Genomic DNA, 14415 nt, shown 5'->3' with positions numbered 1-14415 from the left:
GAAACTGATCGGTCGTGCAGGGGGCTGCGGACCGGTCACTCGGGGTCTCTCCTAATAACGATCACCCACCCTCTTCCAGCAAGGAAGTTTTCAGGTAGGGAAGCAATGTCACTGCACATTCCAGGAGTCCACTTCGTGAACAGAAAGAATCTCACCATCGCGGTGTGCACCGCGTTGGTTGGCATGGCCGCGCCGGCGTACGCGCAGCAGCAGGCCGGCTCGAGCTCGGGCGAAGCCATCACCAAGATCGAAACGGTCACCGTCACCGGTTCGCGCATCTCCAATCCGAACGTGGTCTCCGCGCAGCCGGTCAGCGTGCTGACCGCCGAGGACATCAAGGCCACCGGCGCGGTCAACATCGGCGACGTGCTGACCACGATGCCGGCGCTGGCGACCACCTTCACCATGGGCAACTCCAGCCGCTTCATCGGCACCGCCGGTATTGCGATGCAGGATCTGCGCAACCTCGGCACCTCGCGCACCCTGGTCCTGGTCAACGGCCGCCGCATGGTCGGCGCCTCGGCCGGCGACACCGCGGTCGACACCAACCTGATCCCGGCCGACTGGATCGAGCGCGTCGAAATCATCACCGGCGGCGCGTCCGCGGTGTACGGCGCCGACGCCGTCTCGGGCGTGATCAACTTCATCCTCAAGAAGAAGTACGAAGGCGTGAACCTGCACGCCCAGTTCGGCACCAGCCAGCACGGCAGCTTCGGCAAGGAGCTGTTCTCGGTCACCGCCGGCACCAACTTCGCCGACGACCGCGGCAACATCGCCGCCTCGCTCGAGCACTCGCGCCAGGACGACCTGCAGTTCCGCGACCGCTTCGGCAACGAAGACGTGACCACGCTGAACACCCCCGGCGGCCCGTACGCCCGTTCCTACTTCAAGAACGCCGGCTCGTACGAGTTCACCACCGGCGGCGTGTTCTCGCGCACCGGCAGCTTCAGCAACCCGGCCAACCTGTACGTGTTCAACCCGGACGGCACCTACCGTCCGCTGCGCATCGACGGCCTGCGCGACACCTCGCGCCGCCGCTGCACCGATTGCGACCACAACGACAGCAACCGCGCCAACCAGCTGCAGCCGAAGTTCGACCGCACCACGCTGAACGTGGCCGGCAGCTTCGACGTGACCGAGAACCACCGCCTGTACATGGAAGGTCTGTACAACCAGGCCAACTCGAAGTCGTTCGGCACCGCCGCGTTCAACACCTTCGGCACCTACGGCGGCCACTACATCGCCGACGACAACGCCTACGTCACTCCGGCGCTCAGCGCGCTGACCGGCGGCGAAGGCTTCTTCCTGTCCCGCGACGACTACGATTCGGGTCTGCGCGGCGAAGACACCAAGCGCAAGACCATGCGCCTGGTCCTCGGCGCCGAAGGCGTGCTCGGCAGCAAGGGCGACTGGCAGTACGACGCGTCGGTCAACTACGGCCGCACCACCGAGACCCGCGACAACCTCAACAACCGCTACATGGAACGCTTCTACGCGGGCCTGGACGCGGTGAAGGACGCCAACGGCAAGATCGTCTGCCGCTCGCAGATCGATCCGACCGCGGCCAACGTCAACTTCGAAAACCTGGGCCTGACGCTCACGCCGGAAACCATCGCCAGCTGCGTTCCGTTCTCCATCTTCGGCGACGGCGCGATCAGCAAGGCCGCGCGCGACTGGTTCAACGTCACCACCCGCGCCAAGACCCGCCTGACCCAGTTCGTCGCCGGCGGCTCGCTGGTCAACAACAACCTGTTCGAACTGCCGGCCGGCCCGATGAGCTTCGCCGCCGGCGTCGAGTACCGTCGCGAGACCAGCGAACAGATCAACGACTCGCTGGACAAGGCGGGCCTGACCTTCCTCAACGCGATCCCGGATTCGCGCGGCAGCTACAACGTCAAGGAACTGTGGATCGAAACCGCGGTGCCGCTGCTGCACGACATCACCCTGATCAAGAACTTGACCCTCGGCGGCGCGGTCCGTTTCTCCGACTACGACACCACCGGCAACACCCGCGCCTGGCGTTACAACCTGGACTGGGTGATCAACGACAGCCTGCGTCTGCGCGGCAACGCCTCCTCGGCGGTGCGCGCGCCGAACATCGGCGAGCTGTTCGGCGGCCAGAGCCAGAACTTCGGCTTCGTCGACGATCCCTGCGACGTCCAGCAGATCGGCCGCGGCAGCGATCCGGCCGTGCGCGCCGCCAACTGCGCGCTGCTGGGCCTGCCGGCCAACTTCACCGACCAGGTCACCGGCACCAACGAAGGCCTGTCGGGCAGCAATCCGAACCTGAAGCCCGAAACCGGCCGCACCGTGACCTACGGCTTCGTGTTCACCCCGACCTTCCTGGAAGGCTTCAGCCTCAACGTCGACTACTGGAAGATCAAGCTGCGCAACGCGATCTCGCTGCTCGACTTCGAGCAGACCGCGCAGCGCTGCGTCGACACCCCAGGCGGCATCGGCAACATCTACTGCTCCAACGTCCGCCGCCGCGCCGACGGCCAGATCGCGTTCGTGACCGCGATCTACCAGAACATCGCGGCCAAGGAAACCGACGGCATCGACATCGGCGCGTCCTACACGCACGAACTGTTCGGCGGCAAGATGTCGTGGCAGCTGGATGCGACCCGCACCCTGAACTACACCGACTACCCGTTCCAGAACGATCCGGCGGCGAAGGTGGAGTACCTGGGCGCGCTGGGCTATCCGAAGTGGAAGGCGAACATCAGCGCCAACTACCGCCGCGACAACTGGAGCGGCACCTGGAACACCCGTTACGTCTCCGGCGTCGCCCGTCAGACCGACTGGGACACCTACAAGAACGATCCGTTCTTCCTGGCTCCGGCCAAGGCCGGCTCGGGCGTGGTCCACGACATCCGCGTGAGCTACGACTTCGCCGACACCGGCTGGGACGTCTACGGCGGCATCACCAACCTGTTCGATTCCGACCCGCCGCTGGCGATGTACGGCAACTCGTTCGGTTCGGGCGTGTACGACACCATCGGCCGCGCTTACTACGTGGGCGTGAACTACAAGTTCCGTTGATCCACGGGTAGCGGCGAGAGCCGCTTGCCGAAGCAGTAAGGAGAGGGCCGGCGCAAGCCGGCCCTCTTTTTTGTCGCGGATCTTCCGCAGCCGATGCCGCACTCGGGCGACGAACATTTCGAGGGACAAAAAAAGGCCGGCGAAAGCCGGCCTTTTCTACAACGCGAACGCCGCGATCAGATCGACAAATGCTCGATCGCCGCCACCCCGCCGAGCCGGTCGGACAAACGCTTGAGCAAGGCCAGCCGGTTGTTGCGCACCGCCGCGTCGTCGACGTTGACCATGACCTTGTCGAAGAACGCGTCCACTTGCGGGCGCAGCCGCGCCAGGCGGCCGAGCACGGCGACGTAGTCGCGTTGGGCCAGCAGCGGGTCGGTGTCGGCGATCGCCGCGTCCACCGCTTCGGCCAATTCGCGTTCGGCCGGCTCGTTGAACAGCGCCGGATCGATCGCTTCGGGCACGCCGCCTTCGACTTTCTTGAGGATGTTGCGGCTGCGCTTGTTGGCCGCGGCGAGCGCTTCGGCCTCGGGCAGCCGGGCGAATTCGGCGATGGCGTTGAGGCGGCGGTCGAAGTCGAGCAGCGAGCCGTGGGCGACGGCGCTGACGGCTTCCAGCTGCGCCATCGCGATGCCGCGTTCGCCGTAGTAGTTGCGCAGGCGGTCGTAGACGAATTCGCTGAGCTCGTCCGCGTCGACTCCCTGCTTCTGCGCCGGCTGCAACTTCACCGCTTCGTCCAGCAACGCGCGGAGCGACAGGTCGAGCCCGCCTTCGAGCAAGGTGCGCGCCAGGCCCAGTGCGTTGCGGCGCAGGCTGAAGGGATCCTTGTTGCCGGTCGGCTTCAGGCCCGCGGCGAAACCGCCGGCCAGGGTGTCCAGGCGCTCGGCGATGGCGACCACGCGGCCCAGCGCCGACGGCGCGATCGCGTCGCCGGCGAAGCGCGGCATGTAGGCCTCGTCGATCGCGTCGGCGACCGCGGCGTTCTCGCCGGCGGCGCGGGCGTAGTAGCGGCCGGCGATGCCCTGCAGTTCGGGGAATTCGTTGACCATGCGCGATTGCAGGTCGTTCTTCGACAGCGACGCGGCGCGCGCGGCCTGCGCCGGGTCGACGCCGACCTGGGCGGCGATCGACTGCGCCAGCGCGGTCGCCCGCGCGACCTTGTCGGCGACGCTGCCGAGCTTGTCCTGGTACTTGACCGTCTTCAGGCCCTCGCCCATCGACTCCAGGCCCTGCTTGAGGTCCTCGTCGAAGAAGAACTTGGCGTCGGCGAAGCGCGGACGGATCACCCGCTCGTAGCCCTTGCGCACTTCGGCCGGGTCGCGGCTTTCGATGTTGGCCACGCCGACGAAGCGCTCGGTCAGCTGGCCCTGCGCGTCGAGCACCGGGAAGAATTTCTGATTCGCTTCCATCGTCGCGATCAGCGCTTCCTGCGGCACCGCGAGGAACTCGCGTTCGAAACCGCAGGCCACCGCGACCGGCCATTCGGTCAGGCCGTTGACCTCCTCCAGGATGCCCGCGTCGATGCGCGCACGGCCGCCGTCGCGGCTGGCGGCGGCTTCGACTTCGCGCACGATGCGCTCGCGGCGCTCGTCCGGATCGACCAGCACGAACGCGCTGCGCAACGATTCGACATAGTCCTGCGGCAGCGAGAACCACACCGGCTTGTCGTGCATGAAACGGTGGCCGCGGCTCATGCGGTCGCTGCTGACGCCGAGCGCGTCGGCCGGCACCACGTCCTTGCCGAGCAGCACCACCAGCCAATGCACCGGACGGGCGAAGCCGTAATCGTGGCCGCCCCAGCGCATCGGCTTGGGAATCGGCATCGCCGCCAGCGCCTCGCGCACGACCTCGGCCAGCAGCTGCGCGGTGTCGGCGCCGGGCTTGACCGCGCGGTGGACGAAACGCTCGCCCTTGTTGTCGCTGGTCTTCTCCAACTGGGTCCACTCGACCCCGGACTTGGCCGCGAAGCCCTGCAGCGCCTTGGTCGGCTGGCCGTCGGCGTCGAGCGCGATGTTGAGGTAGGGGCCGAGCACTTCGCTGCGCTGTTCCGGCTGGCGGGTGTCGACCGCGCGCAGCAGCACCGCCAGGCGGCGCGGGGTGTACAGCGGCTTGGCGCCGTCGCGATCGAAACCGATGCCGCGCTTGTGCAGGCCGTCGAGCACGCCGTCGAAGAAGGCCTGGGCCAGCGCCGGCAGCGCCTTGACCGGCAGTTCTTCGGTGCCCAGTTCGATCAGGAGGGGTTGGGTCGTGCTCATGCGGTGGCCTTTGCGGTGTCGCCGCGCGTCCTGCGGACGGCGCCGGGGATTGGGTGGTTTCGGGGCGGCGGGAGGCCCTCACCCCAACCCCTCTCCCGCAAGCGGGAGAGGGGCTTTCAGCGGGTCAGGCGGCTTCTGCGTCGGCTTGCTTCAGCGCCGGGAAACCGAGCTTCTCGCGCTGGGCGAAGTAGGCCTCGGCCACGCCCTGGGCGATGCGGCGCACGCGCAGGATGTAGCGCTGGCGCTCGGTCACGCTGATGGCGCGGCGCGCGTCGAGCAGGTTGAAGCTGTGGCTGGCCTTGCACACCTGGTCGTAGGCCGGCAGCGGCAGGCCGAGTTCGATCAGCTTCTGCGCTTCCTTCTCGCAGGCGTCGAAGCGGTGGAACAGCTCGGCCACGTCGGCGTGTTCGAAGTTGTAGGCGCTCTGCTCGACTTCGTTCTGGTGGTAGACGTCGCCGTAGGTCACCGCGGTGCCGTCCGGGCCGTAGGTCCAGATCAGGTCGTAGACGTTGTCGACGTTCTGCAGGTACATGCACAGGCGCTCGAGACCGTAGGTGATCTCGCCGAGCACCGGCCGGCACTCCAGGCCGCCGGCCTGCTGGAAGTAGGTGAACTGGGTGACTTCCATGCCGTTGAGCCAGACTTCCCAGCCCAGGCCCCAGGCGCCGAGGGTCGGCGATTCCCAGTTGTCCTCGACCAGGCGCAGGTCGTGCACGCGCGGGTCCACGCCGAGCGCCTTGAGCGAGTCGAAGTACAGCTCGACGATGTTGTCGGGGCTGGGCTTCATCGCCACCTGGTACTGGTAGTAGCGCTGCAGGCGGTTGGGGTTTTCGCCGTAGCGGCCGTCGGTGGGGCGGCGGCTGGGCTGCACGTAGGCGGCGTTCCACGGCTCCGGGCCGAGCGCGCGCAGGAAGGTGGCCGGGTGGAAGGTGCCGGCGCCGACTTCCAGGTCCAGCGGCTGGATCAGCACGCAGCCGCGCTCGGCCCAGTAGGCGTTGAGGCGCTGGATCATGCTCTGGAAGGTGATCGCGGTGGGCGGTGCGTCGGACGCGCTCATGGTCTGGTCTGCGCTGCGGCAAAGCGGGTTAGTATAGCGGCGAGCCCTGTAATTTCAGGACTTTGCCCCCATTGTCGGTCCATTATTGGCGATCCCCCCGCCGTGCCCGCCAACGCCCCGTGAAGCCGCCCTTCCTGATTCTCGAGACCGGCCAGCCGGTCCCCTCCATGCGCCGCCACCGCGGTTTTCCGCATTGGATCCGCGTCGCCGCCGGTCTGGACCGGGACGAGGCGGTGGTGGTCAACGTCGAAGCCGGCGATGAACTGCCCGGCCGCGACGGTTTCGCCGGGGCCATCGTCACCGGCTCCGGCGCGATGGTCACCGACCGCGCGCAGTGGAGCGAAAGCAGCGCGCAGTGGCTGCGCGAGGCCGCCCATGCCGGGCTGCCGCTGTTCGGCATCTGCTACGGCCACCAGTTGCTGGCGCACGCGCTCGGCGGCGAAGTCGGCAACCACCCGGCCGGACGCGAGATGGGCACGGTGCGGCTGGAGCTGCACCCCAGCGCCGCCGCCGACCCGCTGTTCGCCGGCCTGCCGGCCAGCTTTCCGGCCCAGGCCACGCATTTGCAGACGGTGCTGCGCGCGCCCGAAGGCGCCACGGTGCTGGCGCGCTCGGGCCACGACGCCTGCCATGCGTTCCGCTGGGGCGAGCGCGCCTGGGGCGTGCAGTTCCATCCCGAATTCAGCGCCGGCCACATGCGCGGCTACGTGCGCGCGCGCCAGGACGCGCTGCGCAACGAGGGCCTGTGCCCGCGCACGGTCGCGCGCGAGGTCAGCGCCGCGCCGCACGCGCGCCGGGTGCTGCGCCGTTTCGTCGGCCATGCGCGCGCGCTGCACGGCCGCTGAGCCTTCCGCCGCCGGCGCAGCCGCGCCGGCGCCGCATTCTTTTCGCCAGGGGCCCGGCAACGGGACCGATCCGATGAGCCACCGCCGATGAGCCACTCGATCCGCAAAGTGCCGCTGACCCACGGCGCGCAATGGCTGATGCGCGCGATCAACCTGGGCCGGCGCAACCCGCGCGCGATCTTCGGCGCGGCGCTGCTGCTGATCGCGGTGCTGTACCTGCTGATGTTCGTGTTCACCCTGCCGCTGCAGTTCGGCGAAAGCACCGACTTCGAAACCGCGATCACCACCGTCGCGGTCGCCGCGCTGGCGGCGGTGCTGATCCTGCCGGTGCTGCTGGGCGGGCTGATGCACGTGATCCGCGAAGCCGAAAGCGGCCGGCCGACCCGCGCGCGCGACCTGTTCGCGCCGCTGCGCCTGCACAAGGCGCTGCCGCTGGCGCTGCTGGGCATGATCCAGATCGCGCTGGCGCTGATCTGCGGTTCGCTGCTGATCTGGGCCACCGGCGCGGACTACTGGCCGCAGTACCAGGAGATGGTGCGCGGCGCGATCACCGGCCGCATCACCACCGTGCCGACCGCCGAACAGCCGGCGCTGGTCGCGCTGGCGCAGCTGCTGTTCTATTACTTCAGCACCGCGGTGGTGCTGGTGTCGGTGCCGCAGATCATGTTCTCCGGGCTGAGCCTGTCCGACGCGGTCAAGCGCAGCTTCAGCGCGTCGCTGTGGAACCTGGGCTCGTACCTGTTCGCGACCATGCTGTTCATGCTCGGCGCGATGCTCGCCGGGCTGCTGGTCAGCATCGCCGCGCTGGTGCTGGCGCTGCTGGGTTCGGCGGTCGCGCCGATGTTCGGCCACTTGCTCGCATGGCTGTTGTTCGCCGCGTACGGCATGGTGTTCCTGGTGGTCATGTGCGGCACCTGCTATTACGCCTGGAGCGATGTGTTCGCCGAAGACGGCGACAGCGAGGGCGGCGGCGCGGCGGCGCAGGCGCCGGCGCGGCAGGATCGGTTCGAGGCCTGAGCGGCCGCGGTTTTTCAACCGCTGCAGCGCGGCGGCTACAGCGCGCCGCCGTACAGCGCGGTTTCCAGCGACGCCTGCAGCGTCCACATCAGCCACACGCAGGCGGCCAGCGCCGCGGCGATCTGCGCGGCCAGCCACAGCCAACCCCAGGCCGGCATCGCGGCGGCGCCGTCGCGGCGCACGCTGGCGCCGGCGATGCGGTCGTGCAGGGCCAGGTGTTCGGGTTTGGCGGACGCCATCAGGTGGCCGATGTTGAAGGTCAGCCACGACAACGAGCCGGCGAGATAACGCAGCGCCGCGCGCGCCGCGCCGAGTTCGCCGCCGTCGCGCGCGCGCACGCGCAGGCGCAGCGCGCGCTTGCCCGGCGTGGCCTGCCATGGGGTGAAGGCGACGAACGCGGTCTCAAGGATCAGGCCGAGGACGGCATAAGCCAGCAGCCAGCCCAGCGCCAGCGCGGTGACCGCCGAGGCGGTCGCGGCCGCGGCGGCGTGCACTTGCGGATCGGTACCGAGACTGCCGAGAAAACCGCCGAATTCCAGCTCGTCGAGCGCCGAGGACGCCATCGCTTCGGCCAGCCGCGCATTGAGTTCGGCATAGCCGCGCGCCGCCGCCTCGGCGCGTTCGCGCCAGAAGCCGGCGCCGAGCAGACAGGTCAGCGCCGCGACTAACAACGCATCCAGCGACCACGCCGCATAACGCGGCCAAAACCCGGCCGGCGGCGACGCCGCGCCGGGCGCGCTCACGATTCCTGCGCGTCGTCGGCCGGGCGCGCGCGCTCGGATGCGACCCACTTGGCGGCGATGATGCCGAGCTCGTACAGCAGGCACATCGGGATCGCCAGCATCAGCTGCGAGACCACGTCGGGCGGGGTGATGACGGCGGCGACGATGAAGATGCCGACGATGGCGTAGCCGCGCGCTTCCTTGAGCTGGGCCGGGGTCACCCAGCCGAGCAGGGCCAGGATCACCAGCGCGACCGGCACTTCGAAGCTCAGGCCGAACGCCAGGAACAGGACCAGGACGAAGTCGAGGTAGGCGTTGATGTCGGTCATCATCGACACGCCGGCCGGCGTGACCTTGACCAGGAAGCCGAACACCGACGGCAGCACCAGGAAGAACGCGAACGCGCAACCGGTGTAGAACAGCGTCAATGCCGACACCAGCAGCGGCAGGGCCAGGCGCTTCTCGCGCTTGTACAGGCCCGGCGCGACGAAGGCCCAGGCCTGGTACAGCAGCCACGGCATCGAGATCATCAGCGCGGCGAAGAACGCCAGCTTCAGCGGCGCGGCGAACGGCGAGGCCACTTCGACCGCGATCAGCTGGCTGCCGGCCGGCAGCTTGGCCAGCAGCGGCGTGGCCAGGAAGTGGTAGAGCTTGTTGGCGAACGGCAGCAGGCCCAGGAACACGATCATCAGCCCGGCGACGCCGCGCAGCAGGCGCGCGCGCAGTTCGATCAGGTGATCGAGCAGGCGCGGCTCGGGCGTGTAGTCGTTGGGATCGCCGGAGCGGGGATCAGCGTCGCTCATCGTTCGGCGTCTGTGCAGTGGAGGGGCGGTGGTAATCCGGCTGGGTGGCGCCGTGGTAGTCGGGATGCGCGGGCTCGGCGTGGACGGCCGCGTCGGCGGTCGGCGCGGCCTCGGGCAACGGCGCGGCCGCGTCCGGCGGCGGCAACGCCTCGGCCGGCGCGGTTTCGGCCGGCGCCGCTTCGACCGCGGCGCTGCCGGTACCGGCCACGCGCCGGTTCAGATCGTCGACGCCCTCGCGCAGCGCGCGGTCGCCGTCGCGCAGCTGCTGCTGGGCCGAACGCAGTTCGTCCTGGGCCTGCAGCAAGCTGCGCTTGAGTTCTTCGTCGGCCAGTTCGCGTTCGAGTTCGGACTTGACCGAGTACCACTGCGCGCGCGCGCGCCGCACCCACAGGCCGGCGAAGCGCGCCGCCTTGGGCAAACGCTCGGGACCGAGCACGATCAAAGCCACGATCGCGATCACGAAGACTTCGGAGAAGCCTATGTCGAACATGCCTGCGTGACCGTACGTAGAAGGCGGGGCGGCGGCGGCGCGGTCAGCGCCGGATCAGCGCTGGTTGCGCTCGTCGTTGCGCGCCGAAGCGTTGCTGTCGGTGCTGTTGCGCGATTCGTCCTTGAGCTGGCCGGGCTTGTCGTCGTCCTCGGCCATGCCCTTCTTGAAACCCTTCACCGCATCGCCGAGGTCCTTGCCCACGCTGCCCAGGCGCTTGGTCCCGAACACCAGCAGAACAATCACAAGGACGATGATCCAATGACCGATGCCCCAGGCGCCCATGACGATGCTCGCTGCTGAATTGATGAAGGGGTAAGGATACCGCAACGGCTCTTAAGCCGATGTGGCAAAGGTCCTGCCGCACACGACAGATTCGGCATGTCGGCGCGATCCGGCGCCGGCGCGGACGGGCGTCGCCGGGCCGGCCGCGGTTCTGAACCGGGCGGCGAAGCGTTCGCCGCCCGCGCTCGCAGGCTCAGGGCAGCGGCTCGACCTTGGCCGGATTGGTCTGCGCCGGCACGCTCTGGAACGGCGCCGGCTGGCCCTGCACGGGCTGCGGCTGCGCCGGCTGGGCCGGGGCCAGACGCTCGTGGGCGGGCGCGCGCGCCGGCTCGGTCGCGGCGCCGGCCGGCTGGGCCACGGTCACGCCGGGCGCGGGATACACGGTGGTGCCGAGCTCCGGACGCTGCTCCTCGGCGGTGCGCTTGGCGCGCGCGGCGGCGCTGGCCTCCTCCAAGCGGTCGCGGAAATCGACCACGGCATTCGACGGCTGGCCACTGGCACGGCCCTCGAAAATCATGCGCGGAGTGCTGCCGGAGCCGTACACGGCCTGATTGGCCGCGTCGTCGATCGACAGCACCGCGCCGTCGAGGGCGACGCCGGCGAACAGGCCGCGCGCGCGCGACCACGACCAGATTTCGGCCTTGAGCTGGCCGTCGGTGGCGGCCGCGGCGGTGCGCCCGACCGGGCCGGCGGCCACGCTGGCGTCGCCGCCGAGGGTCAGCTTGCCGTTGACGATCGAATCCAGGCCGCGCGCGCCGCGGAACACCAGCACGATGTCGGAGGACTGCACGCCGGCCTGGAAGCCGACGCTGCCGCCGGTGAGCTTCATGAAGCTGGGATTGGACCAGGTGCCGTCGGGATTCTTGACCGAGACCAGGCCGTGGCCGCGGCGGCCGCCGAACACGAGGCCGACCTTGAGCGTATCGGGCACCACGACAATGGCGCGGGCCTCGTCGAACAGCTTGTCGGGAATCGCCGACTCGGGAATCTGCTGGATGTCGCCGAGCACGCGCACCGCATCGCGGGCGCGCTGGTCCTCGTCGGGGCCGGCCACGGCGGCGGTGGCGGACAGGCCCAGGCTCAGGGCCAGGCAAACACTCAGGACGCGGGACTGCGGACGGGACATGGACGGCTCCGGCGGATAAGCGGACGGACTGCGGATGAAGGGCGCCAGCGCGGCGACCGAACGTACAGACCGCAACGACGGCGATCGGTTCAGGCTAGTGCGGCGGTAATGAATCACCGGCGAACGCAGACTGTACGGGCGGACGCGCGCGGCGCGCGATGGCGGCATTGTAGGCCGCGTTGACGCGCGCGCGGCGGCGCCGCATTCTCGCGCCGGTACGCAGCGAGGACGCGTCATGGGCTTCACGATCCGGGATCTGGACTGCGCCGGCGGCGCCGGCACGCTCGACGTCAACGCCTGGCATTGGCGGCCGACCCTGGACCTGATCCAGTCGCTCGACCTCGGCGACGAGACCCGTTCGATCCTGATGCACTACAGCGGCGTCACCGTCCAGTTCGACCGCGACGAGGCGCGCGCCATCGCCCGGGCGATCCGCGAGCGCTACCTGCCGCAGATGGGCCCGGACACCCGCCTGACCTTCGAGGGCGGCTTCACCGACGAACCGGACACGCAAGGCTTCCACCGCGACGATCTGTCGCTGAACTACAGCGCGACCCGGCCCTGGCTGGAGCGATTCTGCGAATTCTGCGAGCGCTGCCAAGGTTTCGCGGTCAACTGAACCGTTGCGCCGCCGATCGGCGCCGTCGATCCGGTCGATCCGGACAATCGATGCCCCGGCGCGGCGCGCGGATGTCATCCTATGCGCATGCCCGCAATCGCAAGCTCCGACGATTCCGCCGCCGCGCCAGCCGGCGCCGATACCGCCGTGGTGCTGGTCAACCTCGGCACCCCCGAGGCCGCCAACACCGCGGCCGTGCGCCGCTATCTGTCCGAATTCCTGCACGACCATCGCGTGGTCGACATGAGCCGCTGGCTGTGGTGCCCGCTGCTGCACTTCGCGATCCTGCCGCTGCGCAGCGGCAAGGTCGCGCACAAGTACGCCAGCGTGTGGCTGCCGGAAGGCTCGCCACTGGCGGTGCACACGCGCCGCCTGGCCGAAGCGCTGCAACGCGAACTGCCGCAGCTGCGGGTGCTGCACGCGATGCGCTACGGCCAGCCGTCGTGGAAGCAGTTGCTGCCGCAGTTGCGCGCGCAAGGCGTCAAGCGGGTGCTGGCGTTGCCGCTGTATCCGCAGTATTCGACCTCGACCACCGCCTCGGTCGGCGATGTGCTGGATGCGGCCGAGGGTTTGGACAAGCGCATGGTCCACGACTACCACACCGATCCCGACTGGGTCGGCGCGGTCGCCGAATCGGTGCGCCGCCACCGCGCCGCGCACGGCGCCGGCGCGCATCTGCTGATGTCCTTCCACGGCCTGCCGCAGCGCTTCGCCGCCGCCGGCGATCCGTATCCGCGCCAGTGCGAGGCCAGCGCGCGCGCCATCGCCCAGGCGCTGGGGCTGGCCGACGACGCCTGGACCCTGAGCTACCAATCGCGCTTCGGCCGCGAGCGCTGGCTGGAGCCGTCCACCGCCGACACCCTGACCGCGCTGGCCGCGCGCGGAGTCGGCCAGGTCGACGTGATCGCTCCCGGCTTCGCCGTGGACTGCCTGGAAACGCTGGAAGAAGTCGCGATGATGCTGGCCGAGGACTTCGCCGCGCGCGGCGGACGGCTGCGCTATATCCCCTGCCTCAACGAATCGCCCGCGCATGCGCAGGCCCTGGCCGGCATCGTGCAGCGCGAACTGGCCGGGTGGAAGCCGGCGATTTGACGCTGCGGCGGCGGGCCGGCGAGGCGAGCGCCGATCGGTCGAGCGCGGCCGCTTGAGAGCGGACCGATCGAACACGGACCGCGCGCGGCCCGCGCGTGCGGATTCGCGCGCAGCGGCAGGCGGCCCGCCGCCGCGCTGCGCGTTGTCACCGCGCGCTGGCATCATGGGCCGCGCGCCCGAGCACAGGATGCGGTAATGGCTGCAATGCAAGAATTCGTCGTCGACACCGACTTCGGCCGCCTCGCCGGTCTGCGCAACGGCCGCACCCAGGCGCCGAAGCTGCTGGCGCTGCACGGCTGGCTCGACAACGCCGCCAGCTACGTGCCGCTGGCGCCGTGGTTCGACGGCTTCGACCTGGTCGCGCCCGACCTGCCCGGCCACGGCGCCAGCTCGCATCTGCCGGTCGCGGGCGAGTACAGCCTGGTCGTCGCCGCGCGCGCTGCGCTGGCGGTGGCCGACGCGCTGGGCTGGGAGCGCTTCCACCTGCTCGGCCATTCGCTCGGCGGCGCCACCGCCAGCTTCGTCGCCGCGGCGGTGCCGCAGCGGGTCGACCGGCTGCTGCTGGTCGAAGCGCTGGGCTCGCTGTCGGAACCCGAGGAGCGGGTCGGCGCGCGCCTGCGCGAAGCCTTCGCCGGCATGGCCGCGCTCGGCGGCAAGCAGTTGCGGGTGTTTTCCGACATCGCCACCGCGGTCAAGGCGCGCATGATCGCCAACAACCTCAGCGAAGCGCCCGCGCGCCTGCTGGTCGAACGCGGCGTCGCGCCGGTGCGCAGCGACGCCGGCGCGGCCGGTTTCGTCTGGCGCAGCGATCCGCGCCTGACCCTGACCTCGGCGCTGCGCATGAGCGAAGCGCAGATGCGCGCGCTGATCCGCGCGATCGACAGCCCGACCTGCATGGTCTGGGCCGACCCGGCGCAAAGCTACATGCCCGACGCGGTGCGGCGCGAGCGCGCGACGCTGCTGCGCGAGGGCGAGCTGCATGTGCGGCCGGGGACGCACCATCTGCATATGGAGCAGCCGCAGATGGTCGGCGAGCTGTTCCGCGAGTTCCTGTCGCGTTGAACCGCG

Annotated in this window: 13 protein-coding genes; 6 read left to right on the top strand and 7 right to left on the bottom strand. The window is 69.7% G+C overall.

Going from position 1 to position 14415, the window contains the following annotated elements; genetic code table 11:
• Positions 1 to 135 precede the first annotated feature (135 nt).
• On the top strand, positions 136 to 3042 hold the full coding sequence (locus tag JHW38_RS17745; protein ID WP_207522643.1) for a TonB-dependent receptor: 2907 nt from the start codon (positions 136 to 138) through the stop codon (positions 3040 to 3042).
• A 176-nt stretch (positions 3043 to 3218) separates the two neighbouring features.
• Here JHW38_RS17745 and glyS read toward each other — a convergent pair whose 3' ends face one another.
• Both glyS and glyQ read right to left on the bottom strand, forming a co-directional pair.
• A complete protein-coding gene (gene glyS, locus JHW38_RS17740) occupies positions 3219 to 5294 on the bottom strand; it encodes a glycine--tRNA ligase subunit beta (protein ID WP_207522642.1) in 2076 nt (691 codons plus the stop codon).
• Positions 5295 to 5418: 124 nt separating this feature from the next.
• Positions 5419 to 6351: a glycine--tRNA ligase subunit alpha gene (gene glyQ / locus JHW38_RS17735; RefSeq protein ID WP_207522641.1), complete on the bottom strand. Its 933-nt coding sequence runs from the start codon at positions 6349 to 6351 to the stop codon at positions 5419 to 5421.
• Between the two features lie 119 nt (positions 6352 to 6470).
• Between glyQ and JHW38_RS17730 the strand changes: the two genes are divergently transcribed.
• Positions 6471 to 7196: a glutamine amidotransferase gene (locus JHW38_RS17730; protein ID WP_278249799.1), complete on the top strand. Its 726-nt coding sequence runs from the start codon at positions 6471 to 6473 to the stop codon at positions 7194 to 7196.
• 87 nt (positions 7197 to 7283) lie between these two features.
• Positions 7284 to 8213: a hypothetical protein gene (locus JHW38_RS17725; RefSeq protein WP_207522640.1), complete on the top strand. Its 930-nt coding sequence runs from the start codon at positions 7284 to 7286 to the stop codon at positions 8211 to 8213.
• Between the two features lie 35 nt (positions 8214 to 8248).
• On the opposite strand, the gene JHW38_RS17720 is transcribed toward JHW38_RS17725, so the two are convergent.
• From JHW38_RS17720 to JHW38_RS17700, 5 genes are all read right to left on the bottom strand, one after another.
• Entirely contained in the window at positions 8249 to 8956 is a 708-nt protein-coding gene (locus tag JHW38_RS17720; RefSeq protein ID WP_207522639.1) for an RDD family protein, read from the bottom strand.
• Complete coding sequence (gene tatC, locus JHW38_RS17715; protein WP_207522638.1) at positions 8953 to 9738, bottom strand: twin-arginine translocase subunit TatC; 786 nt, start codon at positions 9736 to 9738, stop codon at positions 8953 to 8955. The genes JHW38_RS17720 and tatC overlap by 4 nt, the downstream gene beginning before the upstream one ends.
• Positions 9725 to 10228 (bottom strand): Sec-independent protein translocase protein TatB, encoded by a 504-nt coding sequence (gene tatB / locus JHW38_RS17710; RefSeq protein WP_207522637.1) that lies wholly within the window; start codon positions 10226 to 10228, stop codon positions 9725 to 9727. Before tatB ends, tatC begins: the two co-directional genes overlap by 14 nt.
• Positions 10229 to 10282: 54 nt before the next feature.
• Positions 10283 to 10510, bottom strand: a complete 228-nt coding sequence (tatA, locus tag JHW38_RS17705) for a Sec-independent protein translocase subunit TatA (protein ID WP_207522636.1) — start codon at positions 10508 to 10510, stop codon at positions 10283 to 10285.
• Between the two features lie 193 nt (positions 10511 to 10703).
• Positions 10704 to 11636, bottom strand: a complete 933-nt coding sequence (locus JHW38_RS17700; protein ID WP_207522635.1) for a lipid-binding SYLF domain-containing protein — start codon at positions 11634 to 11636, stop codon at positions 10704 to 10706.
• Between the two features lie 235 nt (positions 11637 to 11871).
• On the opposite strand from JHW38_RS17700, the gene JHW38_RS17695 reads away from it, so the two are divergent.
• The 3 genes from JHW38_RS17695 (at position 11872) to JHW38_RS17685 (ending at position 14409) form a co-directional block, all read left to right on the top strand.
• Positions 11872 to 12255, top strand: a complete 384-nt coding sequence (locus tag JHW38_RS17695) for a hypothetical protein (protein WP_207522634.1) — start codon at positions 11872 to 11874, stop codon at positions 12253 to 12255.
• A gap of 87 nt (positions 12256 to 12342) precedes the next feature.
• Entirely contained in the window at positions 12343 to 13347 is a 1005-nt protein-coding gene (hemH, locus tag JHW38_RS17690) for a ferrochelatase (RefSeq protein WP_207522633.1), read from the top strand.
• 195 nt (positions 13348 to 13542) lie between these two features.
• On the top strand, positions 13543 to 14409 hold the full coding sequence (locus tag JHW38_RS17685) for an alpha/beta fold hydrolase (RefSeq protein ID WP_428995258.1): 867 nt from the start codon (positions 13543 to 13545) through the stop codon (positions 14407 to 14409).
• The last annotated feature ends 6 nt before the right edge of the window (positions 14410 to 14415 follow it).

Source organism: Lysobacter enzymogenes, assembly GCF_017355525.1.
In the GTDB taxonomy this organism is placed as follows: Bacteria; Pseudomonadota; Gammaproteobacteria; order Xanthomonadales; family Xanthomonadaceae; genus Lysobacter; species Lysobacter enzymogenes_C.
The sequence above is the reverse complement of the archived record's forward strand: the minus strand, read 5'-3'. Positions and strand labels throughout refer to the sequence as shown.

What these genes read in the sequence shown, in the direction of transcription:
- glyS (WP_207522642.1), bottom strand. Translation starts at nt 5,294, where the DNA reads ATGAGCACGACCCAACCCCTCCTGATCGAACTGGGCACCGAAGAACTG.
- glyQ (WP_207522641.1), bottom strand. Translation starts at nt 6,351, where the DNA reads ATGAGCGCGTCCGACGCACCGCCCACCGCGATCACCTTCCAGAGCATG.
- JHW38_RS17725 (WP_207522640.1), top strand. Translation starts at nt 7,284, where the DNA reads ATGAGCCACTCGATCCGCAAAGTGCCGCTGACCCACGGCGCGCAATGG.
- tatC (WP_207522638.1), bottom strand. Translation starts at nt 9,738, where the DNA reads ATGAGCGACGCTGATCCCCGCTCCGGCGATCCCAACGACTACACGCCC.
- tatB (WP_207522637.1), bottom strand. Translation starts at nt 10,228, where the DNA reads ATGTTCGACATAGGCTTCTCCGAAGTCTTCGTGATCGCGATCGTGGCT.
- tatA (WP_207522636.1), bottom strand. Translation starts at nt 10,510, where the DNA reads ATGGGCGCCTGGGGCATCGGTCATTGGATCATCGTCCTTGTGATTGTT.
- JHW38_RS17700 (WP_207522635.1), bottom strand. Translation starts at nt 11,636, where the DNA reads ATGTCCCGTCCGCAGTCCCGCGTCCTGAGTGTTTGCCTGGCCCTGAGC.
- JHW38_RS17695 (WP_207522634.1), top strand. Translation starts at nt 11,872, where the DNA reads ATGGGCTTCACGATCCGGGATCTGGACTGCGCCGGCGGCGCCGGCACG.
- hemH (WP_207522633.1), top strand. Translation starts at nt 12,343, where the DNA reads ATGCCCGCAATCGCAAGCTCCGACGATTCCGCCGCCGCGCCAGCCGGC.
- JHW38_RS17685 (WP_428995258.1), top strand. Translation starts at nt 13,543, where the DNA reads ATGGCTGCAATGCAAGAATTCGTCGTCGACACCGACTTCGGCCGCCTC.